General features: G+C 66.7%; 33 protein-coding genes. 14 read left to right on the forward strand and 19 right to left on the reverse strand.

Features of this window, described 5'->3' with window-relative positions; all coding sequences use genetic code 11:
* Positions 1-281 precede the first annotated feature (281 nt).
* Complete coding sequence (locus tag ACO05N_RS08360) at positions 282-1,025, forward strand: NUDIX hydrolase (protein ID WP_422056653.1); 744 nt, start codon at positions 282-284, stop codon at positions 1,023-1,025.
* Positions 1,022-1,753: an extensin family protein gene (locus ACO05N_RS08365; RefSeq protein ID WP_422056654.1), complete on the forward strand. Its 732-nt coding sequence runs from the start codon at positions 1,022-1,024 to the stop codon at positions 1,751-1,753. Before ACO05N_RS08360 ends, ACO05N_RS08365 begins: the two co-directional genes overlap by 4 nt.
* Before the next feature lie 19 nt (positions 1,754-1,772).
* Here the strand turns inward: ACO05N_RS08365 and ACO05N_RS08370 are convergent, their stop codons facing one another.
* A complete protein-coding gene (locus ACO05N_RS08370) occupies positions 1,773-2,324 on the reverse strand; it encodes a hypothetical protein (RefSeq protein WP_422056655.1) in 552 nt (183 codons plus the stop codon).
* A gap of 461 nt (positions 2,325-2,785) precedes the next feature.
* Between ACO05N_RS08370 and ACO05N_RS08375 the strand changes: the two genes are divergently transcribed.
* Positions 2,786-3,331 (forward strand): CHAP domain-containing protein, encoded by a 546-nt coding sequence (locus ACO05N_RS08375; protein WP_422056656.1) that lies wholly within the window; start codon positions 2,786-2,788, stop codon positions 3,329-3,331.
* 3 nt (positions 3,332-3,334) lie between these two features.
* On the opposite strand, the gene msrB is transcribed toward ACO05N_RS08375, so the two are convergent.
* Positions 3,335-3,814 (reverse strand): peptide-methionine (R)-S-oxide reductase MsrB, encoded by a 480-nt coding sequence (msrB, locus tag ACO05N_RS08380; protein WP_422056657.1) that lies wholly within the window; start codon positions 3,812-3,814, stop codon positions 3,335-3,337.
* A gap of 126 nt (positions 3,815-3,940) precedes the next feature.
* Between msrB and ACO05N_RS08385 the strand changes: the two genes are divergently transcribed.
* Positions 3,941-4,186 (forward strand): hypothetical protein, encoded by a 246-nt coding sequence (locus ACO05N_RS08385; RefSeq protein ID WP_422056658.1) that lies wholly within the window; start codon positions 3,941-3,943, stop codon positions 4,184-4,186.
* On the opposite strand, the gene ACO05N_RS08390 is transcribed toward ACO05N_RS08385, so the two are convergent.
* From ACO05N_RS08390 to ACO05N_RS08400, 3 genes are all read right to left on the reverse strand, one after another.
* Positions 4,173-5,402, reverse strand: a complete 1,230-nt coding sequence (locus ACO05N_RS08390) for a cytochrome P450 (RefSeq protein WP_422056659.1) — start codon at positions 5,400-5,402, stop codon at positions 4,173-4,175. The genes ACO05N_RS08385 and ACO05N_RS08390 overlap by 14 nt on opposite strands.
* 103 nt (positions 5,403-5,505) lie before the next feature.
* Positions 5,506-6,747, reverse strand: a complete 1,242-nt coding sequence (locus tag ACO05N_RS08395) for an ABC transporter permease (RefSeq protein WP_422056660.1) — start codon at positions 6,745-6,747, stop codon at positions 5,506-5,508.
* Entirely contained in the window at positions 6,744-7,670 is a 927-nt protein-coding gene (locus tag ACO05N_RS08400) for an ABC transporter ATP-binding protein (RefSeq protein WP_422056661.1), read from the reverse strand. Before ACO05N_RS08400 ends, ACO05N_RS08395 begins: the two co-directional genes overlap by 4 nt.
* Before the next feature lie 41 nt (positions 7,671-7,711).
* Between ACO05N_RS08400 and queG the strand changes: the two genes are divergently transcribed.
* Together queG and ACO05N_RS08410 are read left to right on the forward strand one after the other, a co-directional pair.
* A complete protein-coding gene (queG, locus tag ACO05N_RS08405) occupies positions 7,712-8,755 on the forward strand; it encodes a tRNA epoxyqueuosine(34) reductase QueG (RefSeq protein WP_422056662.1) in 1,044 nt (347 codons plus the stop codon).
* Positions 8,756-8,766: 11 nt separating this feature from the next.
* Complete coding sequence (locus ACO05N_RS08410; protein ID WP_422056663.1) at positions 8,767-9,102, forward strand: hypothetical protein; 336 nt, start codon at positions 8,767-8,769, stop codon at positions 9,100-9,102.
* 53 nt (positions 9,103-9,155) lie between these two features.
* On the opposite strand, the gene ACO05N_RS08415 is transcribed toward ACO05N_RS08410, so the two are convergent.
* Positions 9,156-9,533: a hypothetical protein gene (locus ACO05N_RS08415; protein ID WP_422056664.1), complete on the reverse strand. Its 378-nt coding sequence runs from the start codon at positions 9,531-9,533 to the stop codon at positions 9,156-9,158.
* Entirely contained in the window at positions 9,530-10,213 is a 684-nt protein-coding gene (locus tag ACO05N_RS08420; RefSeq protein WP_422056665.1) for an EI24 domain-containing protein, read from the reverse strand. Before ACO05N_RS08420 ends, ACO05N_RS08415 begins: the two co-directional genes overlap by 4 nt.
* A 97-nt stretch (positions 10,214-10,310) precedes the next feature.
* Here ACO05N_RS08420 and ACO05N_RS08425 point away from each other — a divergent pair, with 97 nt between their 5' ends.
* Positions 10,311-11,306, forward strand: a complete 996-nt coding sequence (locus ACO05N_RS08425; RefSeq protein ID WP_422056666.1) for an adenosine kinase — start codon at positions 10,311-10,313, stop codon at positions 11,304-11,306.
* 98 nt (positions 11,307-11,404) lie between these two features.
* Here ACO05N_RS08425 and ACO05N_RS08430 read toward each other — a convergent pair whose 3' ends face one another.
* From ACO05N_RS08430 to hisB, 10 genes are all read right to left on the reverse strand, one after another.
* Positions 11,405-12,982: an amino acid permease gene (locus ACO05N_RS08430; protein WP_422056667.1), complete on the reverse strand. Its 1,578-nt coding sequence runs from the start codon at positions 12,980-12,982 to the stop codon at positions 11,405-11,407.
* A 133-nt stretch (positions 12,983-13,115) separates the two neighbouring features.
* Entirely contained in the window at positions 13,116-13,538 is a 423-nt protein-coding gene (locus tag ACO05N_RS08435) for a histidine triad nucleotide-binding protein (RefSeq protein WP_422056668.1), read from the reverse strand.
* A gap of 1 nt (position 13,539) precedes the next feature.
* Complete coding sequence (locus tag ACO05N_RS08440; protein ID WP_422056669.1) at positions 13,540-13,863, reverse strand: phosphoribosyl-ATP diphosphatase; 324 nt, start codon at positions 13,861-13,863, stop codon at positions 13,540-13,542.
* Positions 13,864-13,894: 31 nt separating this feature from the next.
* Positions 13,895-14,092 carry a hypothetical protein gene (locus ACO05N_RS08445; RefSeq protein WP_422056670.1) on the reverse strand — a complete coding sequence of 66 codons (198 nt, stop codon included), beginning with the start codon at positions 14,090-14,092 and terminating at the stop codon, positions 13,895-13,897.
* A 77-nt stretch (positions 14,093-14,169) separates the two neighbouring features.
* Entirely contained in the window at positions 14,170-14,403 is a 234-nt protein-coding gene (locus ACO05N_RS08450; protein ID WP_422056671.1) for a PEP-CTERM sorting domain-containing protein, read from the reverse strand.
* A 124-nt stretch (positions 14,404-14,527) separates the two neighbouring features.
* On the reverse strand, positions 14,528-15,295 hold the full coding sequence (gene hisF, locus ACO05N_RS08455; protein WP_422056672.1) for an imidazole glycerol phosphate synthase subunit HisF: 768 nt from the start codon (positions 15,293-15,295) through the stop codon (positions 14,528-14,530).
* Complete coding sequence (hisA, locus tag ACO05N_RS08460) at positions 15,292-16,017, reverse strand: 1-(5-phosphoribosyl)-5-[(5-phosphoribosylamino)methylideneamino]imidazole-4-carboxamide isomerase (RefSeq protein WP_422056673.1); 726 nt, start codon at positions 16,015-16,017, stop codon at positions 15,292-15,294. Before hisA ends, hisF begins: the two co-directional genes overlap by 4 nt.
* Positions 16,005-16,604, reverse strand: a complete 600-nt coding sequence (hisH, locus tag ACO05N_RS08465; RefSeq protein WP_422056674.1) for an imidazole glycerol phosphate synthase subunit HisH — start codon at positions 16,602-16,604, stop codon at positions 16,005-16,007. The genes hisA and hisH overlap by 13 nt, the downstream gene beginning before the upstream one ends.
* Positions 16,601-16,909 carry a YciI family protein gene (locus ACO05N_RS08470; protein ID WP_422056675.1) on the reverse strand — a complete coding sequence of 103 codons (309 nt, stop codon included), beginning with the start codon at positions 16,907-16,909 and terminating at the stop codon, positions 16,601-16,603. The genes hisH and ACO05N_RS08470 overlap by 4 nt, the downstream gene beginning before the upstream one ends.
* A gap of 3 nt (positions 16,910-16,912) precedes the next feature.
* The gene (gene hisB / locus ACO05N_RS08475; protein WP_422056676.1) at positions 16,913-17,500 is read right to left on the reverse strand and encodes an imidazoleglycerol-phosphate dehydratase HisB; all 588 of its coding nucleotides are present in this window, start codon (positions 17,498-17,500) and stop codon (positions 16,913-16,915) included.
* Positions 17,501-17,603: 103 nt separating this feature from the next.
* Between hisB and ACO05N_RS08480 the strand changes: the two genes are divergently transcribed.
* From ACO05N_RS08480 to ACO05N_RS08510, 7 genes are all read left to right on the forward strand, one after another.
* Positions 17,604-18,089 (forward strand): SspB family protein, encoded by a 486-nt coding sequence (locus ACO05N_RS08480; protein ID WP_422056677.1) that lies wholly within the window; start codon positions 17,604-17,606, stop codon positions 18,087-18,089.
* A 53-nt stretch (positions 18,090-18,142) separates the two neighbouring features.
* A complete protein-coding gene (fumC, locus tag ACO05N_RS08485) occupies positions 18,143-19,528 on the forward strand; it encodes a class II fumarate hydratase (RefSeq protein WP_422056678.1) in 1,386 nt (461 codons plus the stop codon).
* A gap of 64 nt (positions 19,529-19,592) precedes the next feature.
* Positions 19,593-19,727 (forward strand): hypothetical protein, encoded by a 135-nt coding sequence (locus tag ACO05N_RS08490; protein ID WP_422056679.1) that lies wholly within the window; start codon positions 19,593-19,595, stop codon positions 19,725-19,727.
* Complete coding sequence (locus ACO05N_RS08495) at positions 19,724-19,918, forward strand: hypothetical protein (RefSeq protein WP_294018396.1); 195 nt, start codon at positions 19,724-19,726, stop codon at positions 19,916-19,918. Before ACO05N_RS08490 ends, ACO05N_RS08495 begins: the two co-directional genes overlap by 4 nt.
* Positions 19,915-20,106, forward strand: a complete 192-nt coding sequence (locus tag ACO05N_RS08500; protein WP_310037664.1) for a hypothetical protein — start codon at positions 19,915-19,917, stop codon at positions 20,104-20,106. Before ACO05N_RS08495 ends, ACO05N_RS08500 begins: the two co-directional genes overlap by 4 nt.
* A 48-nt stretch (positions 20,107-20,154) precedes the next feature.
* Entirely contained in the window at positions 20,155-20,829 is a 675-nt protein-coding gene (gene gmk, locus ACO05N_RS08505) for a guanylate kinase (RefSeq protein WP_422056680.1), read from the forward strand.
* A 64-nt stretch (positions 20,830-20,893) separates the two neighbouring features.
* Positions 20,894-21,454: a hypothetical protein gene (locus tag ACO05N_RS08510; protein ID WP_422056681.1), complete on the forward strand. Its 561-nt coding sequence runs from the start codon at positions 20,894-20,896 to the stop codon at positions 21,452-21,454.
* Between the two features lie 3 nt (positions 21,455-21,457).
* Here ACO05N_RS08510 and ACO05N_RS08515 read toward each other — a convergent pair whose 3' ends face one another.
* Complete coding sequence (locus tag ACO05N_RS08515; RefSeq protein ID WP_422058722.1) at positions 21,458-22,807, reverse strand: cation:proton antiporter; 1,350 nt, start codon at positions 22,805-22,807, stop codon at positions 21,458-21,460.
* A 116-nt stretch (positions 22,808-22,923) separates the two neighbouring features.
* The gene (locus ACO05N_RS08520; protein ID WP_422056682.1) at positions 22,924-23,613 is read right to left on the reverse strand and encodes an ATP12 family chaperone protein; all 690 of its coding nucleotides are present in this window, start codon (positions 23,611-23,613) and stop codon (positions 22,924-22,926) included.
* Position 23,614 lies beyond the last annotated feature (1 nt).

Below are 23,614 nucleotides of genomic sequence, written 5' to 3' on the forward strand. Positions count from 1 at the left end.
GGGGAGAGCGGCGAACGTCCGCAATGGCGCGCGCTAATTGGTCACTAAGCGTATCGACGCCGCAATACGCAGATCGCCGAGACACTTGTCGTTACGCACTAAGCCGTCACCCCCGCGAACGCGGGGGCCCATCTCCCGGACTATCCTCGGATCGCAACGGCGCAATGTGCCGACCCTATAGGAGATGGCCCCCCGCTTTCGCGGGGGTGGCGAAAGGGCTTAGTCGCGGCGTAACCACCACACATTGCCCATCCGCCCCACTCCCCATACACCCGTCCCCAATGCCCGAAGACCTCACCCCCATCCCTGCCGCGACGCTCGTCGTGTTCCGCCAGCGGAGCGACGGCCCGCCCGAGCTGCTGATGCTCGAACGCTCGGCGGCAATGCGCTTTGCGGGTGGGGCGGTGGTGTTTCCCGGCGGCAGAGTTGACGCGGGCGACCGCGCCTTTGCCGCGACGCTCGACGGCGACCCCGACGACCTCGCCGCGCGGGTGGCGGCGGTGCGCGAAACCATCGAGGAGGCGGGGGTCGCGATCGGCGTCGACCTGCCCGACCTGCCCGCCGCGCGGCGCGCGCTCTATGACGGCATGCCGTTCGCGGAGGTGATCGCGGGAGCCAGGTTCGATCCCGCCGCGCTCGTTTCCTTCGCCCGCTGGATGCCGCATCGGGGTGTCGCGCATCGCATCTTCGACACGCGCTTCTACCTCGCCCGCTGGCCCGAGGGCGCGCCCGATCCGGCGGTGGACGGCAATGAGAATAGCCTGCTGTTCTGGTCGAGCGCGCGCGACACGCTCGCCGCCGCCGACGCGGGCCGGGTGCGGATGATCTTTCCGACGCGCCGCAACCTTGAGCGGCTGGCGCTGTTCAACAGCTTCGACGATGCGGTCGCCGATGCGCGGGCGCATCCGATCGAGACCATCACCCCCTGGATCGAGGTGCGCGACGGCGTGGACCATCTCTGCATTCCCGAAGGGCTGGGCTATCCGGTCACCGCGCAACCGCTGGGCGCCGCGCTGCGGGCATGAAGGCGCTGCGCACCTCTGTCGGCGCGATCGTCATCGCGGCGTTGCTGCTGACGCTGGCGCTGCTCGTCTATGCGATGCTGCGCAACCGGCCCCAGGATCTGCCCTGGACCAAGCTCGACCTGTCGCAGCCGGTCGGCATGTTCACCGGGCGTAAGCTGACCGCGCTGACCGACGATTTCCCCGCCTGCCGCGCTGCGCTCGATAAGGCCGGGATCCGTTACACCGCGCTCCCCGCGCGGACGGAGGGTGAGGGCTGCGGCTATACCGACGCGGTGCGCTTTACGAAGGGGGGCGCGCGCCGCATCGGATTTGCGCCCGCCGATCTCGGCGTATCCTGCCCGGTCGCGGCGGGGCTGACGGTGTGGGAATGGGAAGTCGTCCAGCCCGCAGCCCAGCGCATCTTCGGCCAGCGCGTCGCCGAGATCGAGCATTTCGGCAGCTACAATTGCCGCCGCATGTATAATCGCGAGGGCGCCAGCTGGAGCGAGCACGCCACCGCCGACGCCGTCGATATCGCCGCCTTCCGGCTGGCCGACGGCACGCGCATCACCCTGATCGGAGACTGGGCAGGGGAGGGGAAGAAGGCGCAATTCCTACGCGCGGTGCGCGACGGCGGGTGCGACCTGTTCGCGACCGTGCTGTCCCCGGACTATAACGAAGCCCATCGCGACCATTTCCATTTCGATCAGGCCGAGCGCGGTGCGATGGGGTGGCGGGCCTGCCGCTAGGGCAAGCCCGCTCGATATCTCAATTCGGCAGCGCCCCCGCCTCAACCTTCTCCACCCATTGCGGGTAAAAGGCTGGCTGGCGGTTCGACCAGCCCGATGCGGTCGCCGCCGCTTCGCTGATCGACTGGAGCAGCTTGCGGCGCAGGTCCGGGTGCAGATGCGGCAGCGCGGCCGCTCCGCAAAAGGCGGCGGGGAGCCACGGGCGCACTTCCGCACTGATCAACCGCTCATAGAGGAAGCGATAGGCCGAAAAGCTGGTCAGCCGTCCCTGCGACAGGTCGAAAGCGGTGACGGTGATCAGCGGTGCGAGGAACGGTTCCATCGCATCGAGACCGGTATCGTCGGGGATCAGCGCGCGAATCTCGGGAAGGCGGTCATAGATATGCGCCTGGGCACGGATGCTGGCCGCTTCGACCACGTCGCGCGACCAGCGCTCCAGTGCGTCGTCGCGGTCGAGGCCGATGTCGAGCGCGCGGCGGATATAGCGCTGCGTCGCTGCGGCAAACCCCGCAAATTCCTTCATCTCGGCCAGGGTCATGGCCCCTTCGGCCGGCTTGCTCCGTGCACTCATCTCCTACACTCCCACCCCACTCAATTGCCCACTCCGCGATCATGCTCCCCGCATGGTTAACGCCGCGATAATGCTGCGTCGTCGCGCGTTAAGCATGTCATCACAGCATCCGTTGCAACGCAACATGGCTGCGGCGAACCGAGTTAGCCACTGTTGAAACGATCGCGCGGTGCGGCTTTGGCGCAACAAAATGCTCCGCCTCCGTAACATCGCGACCGATCGCATTGTGGTTGATCGGCTCCTTCACATTAGGCCGGATTGGACGGGACTGGTCACGCGCAGGGCGAATTCGGGGGGGCTAGGTATTCACCCTGATGCATCTGCTGCGTCGCAACACGGGCTGTTCCGCAAGTCATCGCCCCGACGAAACGATTCATCGGATATACAGGTTCGGGGGGTGGTCAGCCCGCGACCGCCCTGCCAATCCCCATCCTAAGAAATCGGGGAAGGGGTTTTCCACCATGTTTCAGACGCTGAAAGCGCGTTTCGCGCTGATGGCCGCGCTTTGCCTGGCGACGATCGCCACGCCGGCCCAGGCCCAGTTCTGGCAGTGCGCCCCCTATGCCCGCATGATCTCCGGCGTCGAAATCTATGGCAATGCTCACACCTGGTGGGCGCAGGCGGAGGGCCGCTATGCCCGTGGCGACGCCCCGGTCGAAGGCGCGGTGATGTCGTTCGCTCCGACCCAGAAGATGCGCCTCGGCCATGTCGCGATGGTGTCGAAGGTGTTGAGCGACCGCCAGGTGTTGCTCACCCACGCCAACTGGTCGCGTCGCGGCGGCGTCGAGAAGGACGTGATTGCAGTCGACGTGTCGGAAGCGGGCGACTGGAGCCGCGTGAAGGTATGGTTCGCGTCGAACAACGGCCTCGGCACCTCGACCTATCCGGTCAACGGCTTCATCTACGCCAAGGGCGCACCGCGCAACGACGCAACGCCCTTCACCGGAGAGACCGTCGCGCAGATCGACCTCTCGCTGTTCGGGATCGAAACCTCGCTCCAGAAATAAGCGTCAGGCTGGCCGGAAATTCAGCGCCAGCCCGTTGATGCAATGCCGCTTGCCGGTCGGCGGCGGCCCGTCATCGAACACATGGCCCAGATGGCCGCCACAGCGGCGACAGATCACCTCGGTCCGCGCCATCCCCAGCGAGAAATCGGACCTGGTCCGCACCGCATTGTTCAGCGGCTGCCAGAAGCTCGGCCAGCCGGTGCCGCTCTCGAACTTGGTTTTCGACGCATAGAGCGGCAGCCCGCACCCGGCGCAGGCATAGATGCCGGCGCGCTTTTCCTTGTTGAGCGGGCTGGTCCAGGGACGCTCGGTGCCTTCCTGGCGCAGGATGCGATATTGCGCCGGGGTCAGCCGCTTGCGCCATTCGGCATCGGTCAGCGTGAACTCGAACTTCTGCGCCGCCGCCTCGCTCGTATCCGAACTGCACCCGACGATCATCGCCGTACCCACGACCCCGATGAATTGACGACGATGAACGCGCATCCTGCTTCTCCTCAGCCATAGATACGGTGCGGACCGCGAAATGGTTTCACCGCGTCGCCCGGCGCGCCCGGAACCAACGCCGTCTCCCGGCTTTCATGCACCGGCGGGGGCAGATGCGGGTGACACATGGCATTTCAACAACTTGACCCACCAATCCCGGTCCAGGTCATTGACAAGGGCAAGGGCTATGCCTTCGCCGTCATCGACTATGGGCCGGAGCATAATTTGATCTGGGTCACCGCGCTCGACGAAAGTGGCGAGATCTGGTGCGCGCCCAACCCGCTGGTGCGGATGCAGGGCAATTGGACACTGGGCCGCAAGCGCCCCGCCGCCAGTCACTCCGCATCCGACGCGTGCGTCAGTAGCGGCTAAGCTCCACCGGCATCGCCTTGTAGCCATGGACGAAGCACGCCGCGACCCGCTCGGGCTCCGCGACGACGTTCGGGCGCAGCCGCCGCTTCGCCATTTCCTCCATCAGCACGCCGATCTGCAACTCCGCCAGCCGCGCACCGACGCAGCGGTGGATGCCATGGCCGAACGCCAGATGCCGCCGCGCATTGGCGCGGTCGACGATGATCTCGTCCGGCCGCTCGAACACGCTTTCGTCGCGATTGGCCGACAGATACCATAGCACCAGCTTGTCGCCCGCCTTGATCTGCTGCCCCATCAGCTCGGCGTCGGCAGTCGCGGTGCGCCGCATATGCGCCAGTGGCGTCTGCCAGCGGATGATCTCCTGCGTCGCATTGGCGATCAGCGACGGATCGGCCTCCAGCTTCGCGCGCTGGTCGGGGAATTGCTCCAGCGCCCAGGCATAGGCGCTCATCGAATTGCGCGTCGTATCGTTGCCACCGACGATCAGCAGGATCAGGTTCCCGAGGAACTCGAACTGATCCATCTCCTTCATCGCGTCGGAATGGATCATCATCGAGATCAGATCGGGCGTCGGCTCCTTGCCGACCTTGCTGTTCCACAGCGCGCCGAACTCCGCCGCACATTGGAACAGGATCTCGCGCCGCTGCTCCTTCTTCACTGGATCCTTGGCGATTTCGATATCCCCGGCCCAATCGGACCAATAGGTCAGCTTGCGCCGCTCCTCCCACGGAAAGTCGAACAACAGCGCCAGCATCTGCGTCGTCAGCTCGATCGACACGCGGTCGACCCAATCGAACGTCTCGCCGATCGGCAGGCCATCGAGGATTTCGGCGGTGCGCTGGCGGATGTCGCCGGTCATGCGCAGCATCTCGCTGGGCGTGAAGGCGGGGGCGACGGTGCGGCGCTGGCCGGTATGCTTGGGCCGGTCCATCGCGATGAACATCGGCATCCGGATGTCTTCGGGCATCAGGTCGGCCACGACGATCCCGCCCGCTTCGGACGAATAGAGTTCGGGCAGCGATTCGACCTCGACGATCGGCTTGTAGGTCGAGATCGACCAATAGGGCCCGAACCCGCTCTCCTCGCACTTGTACACCGGCGCCTCGGCGCGCAGCTGGCGGAACGGTTCGTGCCAGGTGTCGTCGCGGTAGAGTTCCGCCCGGGTGACGTCGAGCGGATCGACGGTGGGCACGGTTTCGGGCGCAAGGGTGGCCATGGCGATACTCTCCCGGATTCTGTCTTTCCGGGAGAGTGAATTAACTTACAGGAATGTCAATAGTGGGGTTCTGCCAAATTCTCCCCCGCCAGGGGAGGATCATTCAGGCCGCCGCCACCTTCTTGCGCCGGATCTTCGGGCTCCCCGATTGCAGCACCCCGCGCCGGAACAGCCGCGCCGCGATCGTCACGGTGATGATCACCCACAGGGCCTGCCAGGCCAGCGCCGCGACATGCCGCCACAATTCGGGCGAGTTGGCCGCGCGCGCCGCCATCGCAAAGGGCGAGCTGAACGGGAACAGCTCCGCCGCAGTTGCGACCCAGCTATCCGGGCTCGCTGCCGCAGCCGACGCAACGCCGAACATCGCGACCTGAAAGATCGTGATCGGCAGCGACATCATCTGCAGCTCGCGCTGCGTCGCCGCCTGCGCACCCAGCCCCAGGAAGACCGCGCCCAGCAGCATGTACGCCATCACGAAATAGGCGAGGAACAACAGGCCATAGGGGACGAGCCCGACCGCCGGGCCGATATCCGAAAGCCCGGCGGCGAGGCGCGGCGGCATCACGCTGGCGGCATTGGCGCCGAGGTTGATCACCACCGTTCCCCAGAACAGCAGGAACAGCAACGCCACGCCGAACATGCCAAGCAGCTTGCCGAAGAACACGCTTTCCAGCGGCACGGCGGCGGCGAGGATCTCGATCACCTTGTTCGACCGCTCCTCCGCCATCGTGCCGACCACTTGCCCCGCCAGCATCAGCGAGACGATGAACAGCGCGAACACGGTGAAGAACGCCGCCTGACCCTGCCCGCTCGATGACGTCGTGGTCCGCGAAATGACGGTCTTGGTCGCTTCGCTCAGCGGCGCGTCGGTGCCGGCGCGCTCGGCGCGCAGCACCTGGTTCGCCAGTTCGGCGAGATATTCGGCCGATCGCGGGGCGGCTTCGACATGCAGAATCTGCGGCCGCTCGAGCGGACCGTACAGAACCGCATAGGTATCGATCCCCTTGCGATCGATCAGCGCCTTGGCCTGCGCGCGCGGATTGGCGCTGGGCGCTTCGACGATCAGGTCGGCGGGCTGGCTGGCGAGCGAAAACATGCGGCGCAACTGCTTGTCCATCGCGACCACGGTGCGCGCCTGTTCGCCGCCGGCGATGAACACGATGCGCGATTTCGAATCGCTGCTCATCGCCATCTTCTGAGCACCCAGCCCACCCACCGTGGCGAATCCCAGCATCAAGAGCGGCGCGAGCAGGAACAGCAGGAAGGTGGGGGTGAACACCGTCGCCACGAAATCGCGGCGCGCGATCGTCATTGTCTGGCGCACCAGTCGGGAAAAGCCGTTCATGCCGCTGCTGCCTCTTCCAGTGCCTGGGCGCCGACGATCTTGACGAACACGTCGTGCAGCGACGGTCGTTCGATCGACAGGCCCGAAATGCCGTATCCCGCGTCGATCAGCCGCACCAGCAACGCCTCGATCCCCTCGTCGGGAAGGGTGAAGCGCCAGCCGCCGTCGTTGTCGGAAATCGCGTCGGCTGGAAGCAGCGCAGCGATGCCCGCGTCGGACTTGTGCGGCACATAATGCGCCTTGTGCGGCAATGTCCCGCGCGCATCGGCCATGCTGCCCTCGAACCGCACCTTGCCGCCAGCGATGATCGTCAGCCGGTCGCACAGCCGCTCGGCATGCGCCATCACATGCGTGGAAAACAGGATCGTCGCGCCGCGATCGCGCTCGGCTAGGATCAGCTTTTCCAGCCGCTCCTGATTGACCGGGTCGAGGCCCGAAAAGGGTTCGTCGAGCACCAGCAAATCGGGTTGATGCACCACCGATCCCAACAGCTGGACCAGCTGCGCCATGCCCTTGGACAATTTGCGGATCTTCTGGTCAGTGGCATGGCCCAGCCCCGCCGCCTCCATCAGTTCCACCGCGCGCTTGCGCCCGATCTTCCAGTCCAGCCCGCGCAGCGCGCCCATGAACGCAATCGCATGCGTCGCCTTCATGCTCGGATACAGGCCGCGTTCTTCGGGCAGGTAACCGACCCGGTCGCTCATCTCGCGCGGGCGGTCGCTGCCCAGCATGGTGCGCTCGCCCTCATCGGGTTCGATGATGCCGAGCAGCATGCGCAGCGTCGTGGTCTTGCCCGCGCCGTTGGGGCCGAGCACGCCATAGATCATGCCCTTGGGCACCGCGATATCGACGCCATCGACGACGCGGCGATCGCCGAAGCGTTTGACGAGGCCTTGGGCGGTGACCGCCAATTCGTGATGCAACTGGAATCCCCTCGCTTGGCTTACCGTGGTAGCGGGGGGTGATGCATGAGCGCAAGGCACTGGAGGATCGGATTCGCGAAAAGGCGGCGGAGCTGGGCTTTGCCGCTTGCGGATACGCTTCGGCGGATGCGGCGCCTTTGGCAGGCAAGCGGCTGCGCGAGTGGCTCGAACAGGGCCGTCATGGCGACATGATCTGGATGGAGGAGCGCGCGCACCACCGCGAAAGCCCCGCCGGGCTGTGGCCGGAGGTGCGCAGCGTGATCGCGCTCGGCATGAGCTACGCCCCGGCGCTCGACCCACTCGCACTGGCGGGGGAGGGGGACCGGGGACGCATCTCGGTCTACGCGCAGGGCGCGGACTATCACGACGTCGTGAAGAAGGCGCTGAAAGCACTCGGCCGCTGGCTGGCGCAGGAGGCCGGCTGCGATCTCAAGGTATTCGTCGACACCGCCCCGGTGATGGAAAAGCCACTGGCCGAAGCCGCCGGCCTCGGCTGGCAGGGCAAGCACACCAATCTCGTCAGCCGCAGCCATGGCAGCTGGCTGTTCCTCGGCGCGATCTACACCACGCTCGATCTGGCACCTGACGCCCCCGGCCGCGACCGCTGCGGATCGTGCGACGCGTGCCAGCGCGCCTGCCCGACCGACGCCTTCCCCGCGCCCTACACGCTCGATGCGCGGCGCTGCATCTCCTACCTGACGATCGAGCATAAGGGGCCGATCCCGGAAGAGTTTCGCGCAGGCATCGGCAACCGAATCTATGGCTGTGACGATTGCCTCGCGGTGTGTCCGTGGAACAAGTTCGCGGCCGCCGCCGCGCGCAACATCGCCTTCGCCCCGCGCGCCGAACTAACCGCGCCCGAACTCGCCGATCTGCTCGCGCTCGACGATGTCGGATTCCGCGAAGTCTTCTCCGGCTCCCCGATCAAGCGCATCGGGCGCGACCGCATGGTCCGAAACTGCCTGATCGCGGCGGGCAATAGCGGCGATCCGGCGCTGCGCCCCGCGGTCGCGGCACTGGTGACCGACCCCGATCCGGTGGTAAGCGAAGCGGCAGGCTGGGCGCTCAGGAAGCTCGGCGGATAAGGGAAGTTGCGATGCGCGCGTTTCAACTGGTGCTGATCGCACTGTGGCTGGTGCTGGCGGGCTATACCGGCGTGGTGATCGCGCGGCACGGGCTCGACCTGCTGCCCATCTTCTTCGGCGACATGGCAAAGCTTGGCTGGCCGGGGCAATTCAACCTTGATTTCCTGTGCTTTCTCGTCCTGTCGGCGCTGTGGACCGCATGGCGCAGCGGCTTTTCGGCAGGCGGCCTCGCACTCGCGCTGGTCGCCTTTTTCGGCGGCGCCGGCTTCCTGCTCCCCTATCTGCTGTGGCTGACGATCAGCACCCGCGGCGACATGCGCCGTGTGTTGCTGGGCGTGCGCGCTTAAAGCCCCTCCCGCGTGCGGGAGGGGTTGGGGAGGGTCTTCTTCTTAAGCCAGGACTACCGCCCCGTCCGGCTCGCCCGGATCGCCGCCGCGCAGCTGGCCTGATCGATCGGCGACCCGTCGCGCTGGCGCGTCTCGGCAAAGGTGACCACCGGATCGCCGCGCCCGGACTTGGGCGGGTAGAGATAGGCGTCGAGCACACAGGTGCCGTTGCCGAATTGCAACTTGCGCGCGCTGCCTTCGGTCACGTCGAGCAGCGGGCGACCGAACTGCGCGGTCAATGCACTGGCGCTCGCCCCGATCACGCTGGTCAGCGCGGCCATGCCCGGTTGCGGCACCGGCACCGGCCCGGCGCGGCCGGGCGGCGGGATGACGCCCCCGCCACCACAGGCGGACAGCAGGACTATGGCGGACAGTGCCGCAATCACTCTCACTTGGTTTTTCTCCGGTGGAACATATGCGTCGCCATCGCCGCGCCGACGATCGGCGCGATCAGGTTGGCGAACGGGATGAAGAACAATCCGGTTCCCGCCGCCCCGGTGGCAAATCGCGCCAGCCGCGTGCTCGCCCGCCAGCGCGGCAGGTCCTGCGCGGGCATGTGCCGCACCGCGACCATGTCGCCAAGGTCACGGCCGAGCAGCCAGCTGTTGACCACGAAAAAGGCGATGGCCGTGCCGACACCGGTGACCAGCAGGACCAGATAGAGCGGCGAGAGGATCAGGTTGACCAGCAACGCCCGCCCGGCGGAGCGCAGGCCCATCGCCGCGGAGCGGGCAAAGCTCAGGTCACGCGCGGTGGCAAAGCGGTCGGGATAATGTTTCGCCTCGACCGCGTGCACAACCTCGTCCGCGAACACCCCGATCACCGCGATGGCGATGACGCGGAACAACAGCCATGCGCCCAGCAGCGCGACCAGGATGGCGGTCGCCGCAGCGAGGCTCGCGACGCTCTGGCTGGCGGCGAAATAGCGCGCGACGAGCTGCTCCGTGCCGAACCACAGCCCCGCGCCCAAGGCGGCGAAGATCGCCAGCGTCACCAGCATCGACTTTGCGAACACCGCGAAGATGCGTTTGTCGAACAACTGGCCGATCGAAAGAAGCAGCGCCTGAAGCATCGGGACATCGTTGCGGGGCGATGTCCGCCAAGTCAACGCAGTTGCGCCGGGCCGGATGGCGCTATAGGCGCGCGGAATATACTTCCCGGAGACACAAGTGACCACACCCACCCACGACGTCGTCGCGATCGGCAACGCCATTGTCGACATTCTGGCCCAGGCCGAAGACGCCTTCATCGAAGAAATCGGCGTCGCCAAGGGCTCGATGCAGCTCATGTTCTCGCCCGAGGAAGCCGACGCGCTCTATGCCAAGATGGGCCCGGGCCGTGAAGTTTCGGGCGGTTCGGCGGCGAACACCGTCGCCGGCATGGCCGCACTCGGCAGCCGCACCGCCTTTATCGGCCAGGTCGCCGACGATCAGCTGGGTCAGGTGTTCGGCCACGACCTGCGCGCTGCCGGCGTTGATTTCGGCACCGCGGTCCGCCCGGGCCAGCCGACCACCGCGCGCTGCCTGATCTTCGTGACGCCGGATGGTCAGCGCACGATGAACACCTTCCTCGGCGCGTCGCAGTTCCTGCCCGAAGCCGCGCTCGACCGCGACCTGATCGCGGGCGGCGCGATTCTGTATCTCGAAGGCTATCTGTGGGATCCGGAAGAACCGCGTCAGGCGATGCGCGCCGCGATCGATATCGCGCGTGGTGCCGGCCGCAAGGTCGCCTTCACCCTGTCGGACGTGTTCTGCATCAGCCGCCACGGCGACGATTTCCGCGCGCTGATCGCGGAGGGCTTGGTCGACATCCTGTTCGCCAACGAGAATGAGCTGCTTGCGCTCGCGCAGCTCGAGGATTTCGACGCGGCGGTTGAGAAGGTCGCGGCGCAGGTCCCGACCCTTGTCGTCACCCGCAGCGAAAAGGGCGCGATTGCGGTCCAGAACGGCGCCCGCGTGGCCGTCGCGGCCGAGCCGATCGAGCGGGTGGTCGACACCACCGGCGCAGGCGACCTCTTCGCCGCCGGCTTCCTGTACGGCCAGGCACAGGGCTGGGACGTCGAGACGTCGCTCAAGCTTGGCGCGGCCTGCGCGGCGGAGATCATCTCCCACTATGGCGCGCGGCCCGAGGCGGACCTCAAGGAAATCGCCGCCAAGTTCGGCTAATCTTCTTTCCCCCTCCCGCGACGGCGGGAGGGGCTGGAAACAAAAAAAGGGCCGGGGGAAACCCCGGCCCTTTCTGTTTCGGGCAGTCGCCCCGGCGCTTAGTGCGTGCCGGGGGTGTGCGGTTCGATTTCCGTCACCGCCTCGACCTCGTGGCTCTCCACGATGCCCTTGCCCAGATGGCTGCGGCTGCGGCTGTAGAGGAAGTAGATCACCAGACCGACGGCCGCCCAGACCGGCAGCACCAGCATGGCTTCCAGCGGCAGGTTGAGGAACAGGAAGATCGTTCCCGCGATCGTCGCCGGTCCGATCAGCCACAGCATCGGCGTCTTGAACTTGCGCGGCGTGTCGGCTGCGGTCTTGCGCAGGATCATCACCGCGATGGCGACCATCATGAACGCATAGAGCGTGCCGGCATTGGCGATGTCGGCCAGCTTGCCGACTGGCAGGAACGCCGCGGCAACCGCGACCGCACCGCCCGTGATGGCGGTGATGATGTGCGGGGTCTTCCACTTGGGGTGCACCTTGCTCCACGATTCGGGGAGCAGGCCGTCGCGGCTCATCACGAACGCCACGCGGGTCTGACCGAACAGCAGGATCAGGATGACCGACGGCAGCGCCACGAAGGCGGCGATGCCCAGCATGTTGCCCACGCCCGACCAGCCGATCTGACGCAGCACATGCGCCAGCGCCTCGTTCGAGCAGACCAACGGCAGCGCATCGGCGGCATAGGTGGCGCACTGGCGCGCCAGTTCCTCCGAACCGGCGGGGAAGGGGACACCGTTTGGACCCACGATCGGCTGACCGCCGACGGTGCCAATCGCGCCTGCGGCGACAAGAATGTAAAACACGGTGCAGAACAGCAGCGAGCCGATCAGGCCGATCGGCACGTTGCGCTGCGGGTTCTTGGTCTCTTCAGCTGCGGTCGAGACCGCGTCGAAGCCGACATAGGCGAAGAAGATCGTCGCCGCCGCGCCCACCGCGCCCAGGCCCGATCCGAAGCCGCCGAACACGCCTGCCGGCAGGAACGGGTTGAACTTGTCGGTCGAGAAATACTCGCTCGGCAGGGTCAGGACGATGAAGGCGGTCAGCGCGGTCACCTTGATCGCAACCAGGATGGCGTTCACGCGCGCGCTCTCGGTCGTGCCGATCATCAGCAGCCAGGTGACGAGCAGCGCAATCACAACGGCGGGAAGGTTGATGAAGCCCCCTTCAACGCCGCCAAGCGCCAGCGGTGCGCCGGAGAGGAAGGCGGGCAGCTGTACGCCCAGGAACTCGTTCAATATCGTTCCTGTGAAATAGCCGGACCACCCGACCGACACGGCGCTGGCCGCGACCGCATATTCAAGGACCAGTGCCCAGCCGACGGTCCAGGCGAGCACCTCGCCCATCGTCGCATAGGTATAGGTATAGGCGGAACCCGCGACCGGGATCATCGCCGCGATTTCGGCATAGCAGAGCGCCGCGACGATGCAGATCAGCCCGGCGATGGCAAAGGCCAGCATCAGGCCGGGACCGGCCTTTTGCGCACCCGCTGCGGTCAGCACGAAAATGCCCGTGCCGATGACGCAACCAATGCCGAACAGGGTAAGCTGGAACCATCCGAGCGAGCGATGGAGTGATTTCTTCTCCGCCGTCGCCAGGATCGCGCCGAGTGGCTTAACGCGACCAAATATCATGATGAAGGTTTCCCCCTTGGCGACGCCGGAGTGACCGGTTGCCGCTGATACGAAAGCCGCGTGAGCCTAGCCGCAATTCACTTGCGTGCAATCCCCGAATTGCGGCTTTGTTACAGATGTTACGTCGCGGTCCTCAACCGATCGCGTCGCCCCGCGCCAGCATCGCGTCGACCGTCGCCTTATCGACCAGCATCGGCCCGAGCTTGCGCCCTGCAAACAGGTGGACGTGCAGATGCCCCACCGTCTGGTGCGCGTCGGCCCCGGCATTGGCGAGCAGGCGAAAGCCCGGCGCGACGAGCCCCGCATCGCGCGCCACCTTACCGACGGCGCGGACGAAGCCCGCAATCTCTGCATCGCTCGCCCGCGCGCTGAAATCGTCCCAGCTGACATAGGCGCCCTTGGGGATCACCAGGATATGCGTCGGCGCGACCGGGGCGATGTCGGGAAAGGCGAGGGCGTACTCGTCCTCATAGATGCGCCTGGCCGGAATCTCTCCGCGCAGGATCTTCGCGAAGATGTTGTTGTCGTCATAAGGCTGGGTCGCGTCCACGGCCATCTCAACTCTCCTTGCGGCTCGCCTTTTCCTCGATCCCCGACACGCCTTCGCGCCGCGCCAGTTCGGCGCGGACATCGTCGAGGCTGAGGTCCATGTCGGCGAGCAGGACGAGCAGATGGAAGATCAGGTCCGCCGCTTCGCCGGTCAGCCCGGCGCGGTCGCCCTGCACTGCGGCGATGGCGGCCTCGACCGCTTCCTCGCCCAGCTTCTGCGCGATCTTGGCGCGGCCCTTGGCGGTCAGCTTGGCGACATAGGAGGACGCCGGATCACCCGAACGGCGTTCGCGGATCACGGTTTCGAGCGTGGCGAGGATATCGTCGGCCATGGCTGCGCAGTCGGTCAGCGCGGCGGCCGTGTCAATCCTGGGAACCGCCCTCGCGGCGCGCGCGGGCGCGGCGCCGCATCGCGCGCTGGGCCAGCCACAGCCCGCCCGCAGCCATCGCGGCGAGCGCGAGGTCCGACAATTCGGGCATCGTCCGGCGGGTGATCGCGCCGCCATGCGCGGCGAATGCGGGGGCGGCGGTCAGCAGGATCAGGGGCAGGGCGCGGATCATGGTTCGACCATAATCCGCGACCCCTGCCAAAAAGTTGAGGCGCGATTTCACCGGGCCGGTGCCGCATCGGCGAATGATCAATCCTCGCGCTTGCGACGGCGCATGATCGCAGCGCCCGCAATGCCGAGGGCAAACAGACCGATCGCTGCGGGCTCGGGGATCGAGGTGGGGCTGCCGCCAGACGATCCGGTGCCGCCGCCCGAAGACGAACCCGGCGGGGTCGAGCTGCTGGGTGGCGCGTCATAGGCGAGCGCCGGTGCGGCGGCGATGGCGGCGGCGAGCGCGGCAATGCGAAGGCTGGTGCGTATCATGGGATTCTCCCGTTCCCGGTGGTTTGCGGGGAAGGGAGCAAGAAGCCTGCCAGTGGTACGGAATGCGCGGGAGCGGCGGGGCTGGAAGGTTAACGCTGCGTGTGCGCAACCGGTAACTGTCAAGTTAACCGACGGTGCGGACCGGAATTCCCGCGCCCGCCAGCGCGGCATGCGCGTCGGCGATGCTCGCCTGCCCGAAATGGAAGATCGATGCGGCGAGGACGGCGCTGGCACGCCCCTCGACAATCCCGGCGACCAGGTCGGCAAGCCCGCCGACGCCGCCCGATGCGACCACCGGCACGCGCACCTGGTCGGCGATGGTGCGGATCAGCGCGAGGTCATAGCCATCGCGCGTCCCGTCGCGGTCCATCGATGTGACGAGCAGCTCGCCCGCACCAAGCCGCGCGAGGTTGAGCGCATGCTCGACCGCGTCGATCCCGGTCGGCTTGCGCCCGCCATGGGTGAAGACTTCCCACCGGCCCGGCTCCACTTGACGCGCATCGACCGAGGCGACCACGCACTGGCTGCCCATCTTCTCCGCGATGTCGGCGACCAGCTCGGGCCGCGCGACCGCCGCGCTGTTGACCGCGACCTTGTCCGCGCCGGCGAGCAGCAGCGCGCGGGCATCCTCGACGCTGCGCACGCCGCCGCCCACGGTCAGCGGCATGAAACACACTTCGGCGGTACGGCGCACGACGTCGAGGATCGTGCCGCGCGCCTCGTGGCTGGCGGTAATGTCGAGGAAGCACAATTCGTCCGCCCCGGCGGCGTCATAGGCGCGCGCCTGCTCGACCGGATCGCCGGCATCGACCAGATCGACGAAGTTCACGCCCTTGACGACGCGGCCCCCGGCGACGTCGAGGCAGGGAATGACGCGCGCGCGAACGGTCATGCGGCCGCCCTGATCGCCTCGGCCAGGTCGAGCCGCCCGTCATACAGCGCCCGCCCGGTGATCACGCCCTCGATGCCGGGCTTGCCGACCAGCGCATGGATGTCCTCGATCCCCGCAACGCCGCCGCTGGCGATCACCGGGATCGATACCTCTGCCGCCAGCGCCACCGTCGCCTCGACATTGCAGCCCTTGAGCAGCCCGTCGCGGCCGACATCGGTGAACAGCAGTGCCGCGACCCCGGCATCTTCGAAGCGATGGCCGAGTTCGGCAATCGACACGGTCGACACATCCGCCCAGCCCTTGGTCGCGACGAAGCCGTCGCGCGCATCCACCGCCACGACCACGCGGCCCGGATGCGCCTTGGCGCTCTCGCGCACGAAATCGGGGTCCTCCAGCGCCGCAGTGCCGATCACCACGCGGGTCACGCCCAGATCGAGCCAGCGCTCGACCGACGCACGGTTGCGGATGCCGCCGCCCAGCTGAACCTTGCCCGGAAAGCGATCGACGATCGCCGCGACCGCGACGCCGTTGATCGACTCACCGGCAAAGGCTGCGTCCAGATCGACGACGTGCAGCCACTCGGCCCCGGCCTGCGCGAACAGTCCAGCCTGCGCGGCAGGGTCGTCGCCATAGACGGTGGCGCGCGCCATATCGCCTTCGGCAAGACGGACGACCTGCCCGGATTTGAGGTCGATGGCAGGGAAAACGATCACGGCTTCCATCCTAGAAAACGCTGGAGGAACGCCAGCCCGTAACGCTGGCTCTTTTCGGGGTGAAACTGCACCCCAAGGATATTGTCGCGGCCGATCGCGGCGGTGACGGGGCCGCCATGGTCGGTGATCGCCAGCACGCCGCTGCCCGAATAGGCAAAGCTGTGCAGGAAATAGGCTTCGCCCGGCTCGATCAGCGCATGCGGCGATAGCGGGGTCACGTCGTTCCAGCCCATATGCGGGACATGGACGTCCCCGGCCGGCAGTTCGCGCACCACACCGTCCATCCAGCCCAGGCCATCATGGCTGCCATGTTCCTCGCCGCGCGTCGCCAGCAGCTGCATGCCGACGCACACGCCCAGGAATGGCGCGCCCTGTTCGAGCACGCGGCGCTCCATCGCGTCGACCATGCCCGGGATCGCGCGCAGCCCCGCCGCACACGCCCCGAACGCGCCGACGCCGGGCAAGACGATACGGTCGGCCTGCGCCACCACCTCGGGATCGGCGGTAACCGCGACGTCAACCGCCCCGGCGGCTTTCAGCGCATTGTGGACCGAATGAAGATTGCCCGCGCCGTAATCGATCAGCGCGATGGTCATGACAGCAACGGCGCCAGTGCGTCGGCGGCGAAGCTCGCCGCCATCTCGGTCACGACCGCGGTCGCGACGCCGGAGGTCACGAACGGGTCGGTCGCGGCAAAGGCCTCCACCTCGGCGCGGTGGCCGCGGCACAGGATGATGCCGCCGGTGCGCGGCACCTGACGCCCCGCGATCAGCAGCAGTCCTTCCTCGAATCCTGCTTCCAGCCAGGCGACATGCGCCGCCATCTGCGCATCGACCGCTTCGATCGGCGCGACATAGGTCAGGGTGATGACACAGACCGGCGCAGCGGACAGTCGGGCCATGGCCTAGAGCGTCCCCTTGGTGCTCGGGATCGTGTCCGCCTTGCGCGGGTCGATCTCCACCGCCTCACGCAGCGCGCGGGCAAGGCCCTTGAACGCGGCTTCGGCGATATGGTGGTTGTTGCTGCCGTACAGCGTTTCGACATGCAGCGTCAGCCCGGCGGTCTGGGCGAAGCTGTGGAACCAGTGTTCGAACATCTCGGTGTCCATCTCGCCCAGCCGCTTCTGGCTGAACTGCGTCTTCCACACCAGGAAGGGACGCCCCGAAATGTCGAGCGCGACGCGGGTCAGCGTCTCGTCCATCGGGCTCAGCGCATCGGCGTAGCGGCGGATGCCGCGCTTGTCGCCCAGCGCCTTGGCCACCGCCTCGCCGATCGCAAGGCCGGTGTCCTCGACCGTGTGATGCTGGTCGATATGCAGGTCGCCGACCGTCTTGACGTCGAGGTCGATCAGCGAATGGCGCGACAGCTGCTCGAGCATATGGTCGAAAAAGCCGATCCCGGTGGAGATCGTGTAGCTGCCGGTGCCATCGAGATTCACGGTCACATCGACCGAAGTCTCGCTGGTCTTGCGGCTGATCGTGGCGGTACGCATGGCCGTCCCCATAGCGGTTGCACGGGCGCGTGCAATCATCGCTGCACTTTCGCGAGTGGCAACAAATCTTGACCGCTCCGCTGGCGTCGCTAGGTCAGGGCATATGACCGGCAATGTACCCGATAGTTTGATTCCCTATGACGAGATCGTGCAGGAGGCCCTGCGCGCGGTCGTCGGCCGGGTGCTGGATCAGGTCGCCGCGACCGGTGCGCTGCCCGGCGCGCACCATTTCTACATCACGTTCAAGACGCGCGCGCCCGGCGTGGACATCCCCGACCGGCTGATCGAACGCTTCCCGGACGAGATGACGATCGTCCTCCAGCATCGCTTCTGGGACCTCAAGGTCGACGACCACCGCTTCTCGGTCGGTCTCAGCTTCAACCAGATCCCGTCGATCCTGACGATCCCGTTCGCCGCGATCACCGGCTTCCACGACCCCGCGGTCAATTTCGAACTGCGCTTTCAGGCCGCCGAGGACCCCGACGGTCCCGAACCGCATGACGAGGCGGAAAACGACGAACCCCCTGTCGCGACCCCGGTCGAGGATGGGTCGAACGTCGTCGCAGTGGACTTCAAGCGCAAAAAATAGGGCTTGCGTTTGCAGCCTTGCATCCCAGCTTGGTCGGGGATGAAGGAGGCTGCATGACCGATACCCGCACCGAAACCGACTCGATCGGCGCCATCGCGGTACCCGCCTCCGCCTATTGGGGCGCGCAGACCCAGCGGAGCATCGAGAATTTCCCGTTCGGCCCGACCGAGCGCATGCCGATCGGCATCGTGCGGGCGCAGGCGGTCGTCAAACAGGCGGCGGCGCGGGTGAACGCCAGGCACGGCCTGGCGCCGGAGATCGTCGCGGCAATCGAGGATGCGGCGGGCGCGATCGTCGCGGGGCAGCTCGACGACCAGTTCCCGCTGGTGATCTGGCAGACCGGCAGCGGCACCCAGACCAACATGAACGTCAATGAGGTGATCGCCGGCTATGCCAATGAACGGCTGTCCGGGACGCGCGGCGGCAAGGCACCGGTCCATCCCAACGACCATGTGAACATGAGCCAGTCGTCCAATGACAGCTTCCCCACCGCCCTGCACGTCGCGGCGGTGCTGGCGACGCGCGACGCGCTGCTGCCCGCGCTCGACCGGCTGACCGCTGCGCTGATCGCCAAGGTCGAGGCGTGGGAGCGTATCGTCAAGATCGGCCGCACCCACACGCAGGACGCGACCCCGCTGACGCTGGGGCAGGAGTTTTCGGGCTACGCCGCGCAGCTGATCAGTTGCAAAGCGCGGATCGAGGGGGCGCTGAACGGCAATCTGCGCAAGCTCGCCATCGGCGGCACTGCGGTCGGCACCGGCCTCAACGCGCCTGAAAACTGGGCCGAGGACATGGCCGCCGCCATCTCCGACATCACCGGCGCGTCGTTCGAAAGCGCGCCCAACAAGTTCGAACAGCTTGCGGCCAAGGACGGCCTCGTCTTCTTCTCCGGCGCGCTCAATACGCTCGCGGTGGCGTTGACCAAGATCGCCAACGATATCCGCTTCCTCGGCTCCGGTCCGCGTTCGGGCCTGGGTGAATTGTCGCTCCCGGCGAACGAGCCGGGCAGCTCGATCATGCCGGGCAAGGTCAATCCCACCCAGTGCGAATCGCTGACAATGGTCGCGGCGCAGGTGATCGGCAATCACCAGGCGGTGACCGTCGGGGGGATGCAGGGGCATTTCGAGCTCAACGTGTTCATGCCGCTGATCGGCGCGAACGTGCTGCGCTCGATCCATCTGCTCAGTGTCGGGATGGAGAGCTTCGCCGAGCGCTGTGTCGATGGCATGACCGCGAACGAGGATCGCATTGCAGAACTGGTCGAGCGTTCGCTGATGCTCGTCACCGCGCTCGCGCCCGAAATCGGCTACGACAATGCCGCCAAGATTGCCAAGACCGCGCATGAGCAGGGGACAACGCTAAGGGAGGCCGGGCTCGCACTCGGTCTGGTCGATGCCGCGACGTTCGACCGGCTGGTCCGCCCCGAAACGATGGTCTGACTCCTCGGCGCGGAACCCGATGCGGTTTCGCGCTTTTCCTCCCCTGAACGCGGAGGCTTGGTTAATGGACGGATCGATCATCGGCGCGCTGCTGGGCGGCGTTGCAGTGGCGTTTGCGGGCGCGGCCTTCTGGATGGGTCTGCGCGGCGTGGGAGAGGTGTTCGACCTCGCCACCGGTAACAAGGAGTTTGGACGATGATCGGCGATCTGGTGGCGGGCTATATCGGCAAGCGCATCGATGAGAGCGATGGGGAGGGCGGAACGCTCGGCACCATCGCCGGCATCGCGGCGTGGCGCGTCGGCAAGACCGTTGTGCCTGCCGCAATCGTGATCGGCGCTGCAGCGTTCGGATATCGCTACCTGCGCCGTCGCATGCGGACTGCGGCATGATTCGCACCATCTTTGCCGCGCTGCTGGGTCGGGCAATCGATCGCCGCGACGGGCGCGGCGGGATGAAGGGCGCGATCATCGGTGCAGTCGGTCAGCGCGCACTGACGCGCATGGGCCCGTTCGGCTGGGTGATCGGTGGGTTGATCCTGCTGTGGTCGCTGATGACGGGTCGCCGTCGCCGCTATTAACCGCCTCCCAGCCTTGACGTAGCCACCCCGCCCGCGCCAATGGCGCGCATGGCGCATCGCGATTCCAAATATGAGTTCGACCGCAGGGGCGTGCTGTTCGTCCTGTCTTCTCCCTCGGGCGCGGGCAAGTCGACCATCGCACGCAAGCTGCTCGAACGGGAGCCCGGCATGGGCGTCTCGGTTTCCGCGACCACCCGCCCGATCCGCGCAGGCGAGGAAGATGGCCGCGAATATCACTTCCTCACCACCGACGAGTTCAAGGCGCGCGCCGCGCGGCACGAGTTCCTCGAATGGGCGCACGTCTTCAACTATCGCTACGGCACCCCGCGCGAACCGGTGAAGCGGATGCTTGCCGCCGGGCAGGACGTGCTGTTCGACGTCGACTGGCAGGGCGCGCAGCAGCTGTTCCAGCTCGAGGGCGGCGACGTCGTCCGCATCTTCATCGTGCCCCCCTCGCTGACCGAGCTCGAAAAGCGCCTGCGCGCGCGGGCGACCGACAGCGAGGAGGTGATCCAGTATCGCATGAAGCGCGCCGAGCGCGAGCTGAGCCACTGGGACGGCTATGACTATGTCGTCGTCAACGACGATCTCGATGCGTGCTTCGAGAAGGTCCACACGATCCTCAAGGCCGAGCGCGAGAAGCGCTCGCGCAAGCCCGGCCTGATCGGCTTTATCCGCGAACGGGCGGAGGAAGCGATCGACATGGGCCTAGCCACGCGCTGAACTTTCCTGTCCTCAGATTGTTACGGCTGCACTAAACTGCGGCGAAACACTGGGGAGAGCGCAAATGCCACGAGTCTTGCTGGGCGGCCTGCTAGGCGGGGTCGCGATGTGGATCGTCGGATTCATCTTCTGGGGCACGCCACTGTCGATGCTGGCGACCAGCAATGCGGGTGACAGCGCCAGCGTCGCCATCCAGTCTGTCCTGGCCCAGCATCTCGGTCCGAACGGAAGCGGCGCGTATCCGATCCCTTGGCCCGGCACGCCGCTCGGCACCCAGGCCTATGGCGAGGGGCCTACCGCACTCGTCCTCTTCAACACCAACGGCTTCGCGCTGCCCGATACCGCCGCTCTGGTTGGCGGGCTGATCCTTGGCATCCTGTGCGCGCTGCTGCTGGCGGTTGCGCTGGCGCGGCTGACCACCGGCATGGGCTTTGCCCAGCGGCTGACCGCCGTCGGCCTGTTTGCCGTCGCCTTCACCGCGTACAGCCAGCTGGGACAGCCGGTGTTCAACCATGCCCCCTGGGGTTATTTCATCTATCTGTGGATCAGCGAAGTCGCCGGCTGGCTCGCCGCCGGGGCGGTGATCGCGTGGCTGCTGCCAAAGCCTGCCGCCCCGGGAGTGTAAGGTTCAAGCCGGGCGCGGAGCAATGGCGGCGCCACGCGCGTCGCCATCCTCGCCGCGCAGCGCGTCCAGTTCACCGCTCGCCCGCGCGCGCTTGCCATAGACCGCTTCGAACAGCGGGCCGGCCATCATCGTCGTGACGATGGCCATCAGCACCATCATCGAAAACAGCGTCGGCCCGATAATCCCTTTTTGCAGGCCGATGTTGATGATGATCAGCTCCATCAGCCCGCGCGAGTTCATCAGCGCGCCGATGCCGAGCGCGGTGCGATTGTCCTCGCCCGACAGCCGCGCCGCCGCCCAGCATGCGCCGAGCTTCGCCAGGATCGACACCGCCAGGATGCCCAGCGCGATGGCGAGCAGGGGCAGGCTGTTGACCATGTCCATCCGGGTGTTGAGCCCCGAATAGGTGAAGAACATCGGCAGCAGCATGACCACCGCCAGCGGCTCGACCTTGCGCTTCAGCTCCTCGACGAACAGCCCGCGCGGCATGCATACGCCCAGCAGGAAGCCTCCGAACACGGCGTGAATGCCGATCGCGTCCATCACGAAGGCCGACAGGCAGAACAGGATCAGCGTGATCGCAAGGACCAGGTTGCTCATCTCGCCCCGCGCCTCGACCGCACGGCCCAGTGGCGCGAGCAGGCGCTTGCCGAGCAGCAGCATGAAGATGGCATAGCTGACGCCGCCGACAATCGCGATGACGGCGACGCCCGGCCCGGAGCCAAAGGTGGCGAGCACAATCGCGAGCACGCACCACGACACGGCATCGTCAAACGCCCCTGCGGTCAGCGAAAGCGTGCCGAGCGAAGTCCTGGCTAGGCCGCGTTCGTTGATGATCCGGGCCAGCATCGGGAACGCGGTCAGCGCAATGCACGCCCCCATGAACAGCGTCGCGTTCCACTGGCTGATCCCTTCGGAAAACAAGCCGGGGACGTCGAGCAGCAGCGGTGTGATGAGCGCGGCCATCACGAACGGCGTGGCGATGCCGGCAACCGATACGGTGGCCGCGCTCTTCGCCTTGGTCTTGAAATGGTCGAGATGCAGCGTGCAGCCGACCAGGAACATGTACAGCCCGACGCCGAACTGCGCGCCGACATACAGGACGTTCTTGGTCTCCTTGGGAAAGATCGCTCCCTGCAGCTCGGGGAAGAACAGACCGAACAGCGACGGGCCGAGCACGACGCCCGCGATCATCTCGCCTACCACCTGTGGCTGGCCGAGGAATTTTTGCCCCAGCCATCCCACGACGCGCGCGGCCAGGATGATCAGCGCGAGCTGCAGGAAGAAATGAATGCTGTGGTCGTTCGGGGTGAAGCTTGCGGCGGCACTCACCGCCGGGCCATGGGCGCCCATGACGTCGCCCAACGCACGCAACGTGTCGCCAAACAGTTCCTCGAACACCCGGCCATCCCCCTTTGGCGCGACCCATGGCGGGCCTTTTGCGATGATATCGCTATCATCCTACTCATTTAGAGCAAATGCAGAAATTTGACTGCTGCGGCATACTCGGCGCGACGGGCGTCGCGTGCCTTGCGGGCCAGTTTGTCTTCGCCCCAATGCTCGACCTGCCAATCCTCGTCCAGGTTCGCGGCGGACCAGATATCCTCGGGGTCGGCGGCACGTTCGACCAGCGCAAGCGCGGCGACCAGCGATCCGGTGACGGTAACAATCGGCGACAGCCCGGCCAGCTCAAACGGCGACCGCGCGGCAACGGCGTCGGCCAGCGCGGTGACGGATTCGGCGGGCTGGGCAACATGCACGATGCCGGTGGTCGGGATCAGCGCCGCGCCATAGCGCTCCCGCGCCCAGCCGAGCAGCGGGTCCCAGCTCGCCGCCTGCCGCAGCTGCAGCTCCAGCGGATGGTCGGCGCGGTAGCAGAGCAGGTCGCTCTCGCCATATTTGGCAAGGCCAGTGGCGAAGGCAGCCGGATCGGGCGCGATCCGGTCGATCGCCGCATTGGCCAGGCCCGTGAGCGGCATCGCGCGCGGATCGATCGTCTCGCCGACACCGCGCCACTCGTCGGCCACCGCCTCGGCCAGCGCAGGATTGGGCAGCGTCAGCGGCGCGCGGCCCGGCGTGCGCACCGGCTTGCCGTCCAGATGCACGTCATGCCCACCATCGGCCGCGACCAGCGCGACCTCCTTCCAGAACCGTCGCATG

It is taken from the genome of Sphingomonas sp. (assembly GCF_965227385.1).
Classification (GTDB): Bacteria; Pseudomonadota; Alphaproteobacteria; order Sphingomonadales; family Sphingomonadaceae; genus Sphingomonas.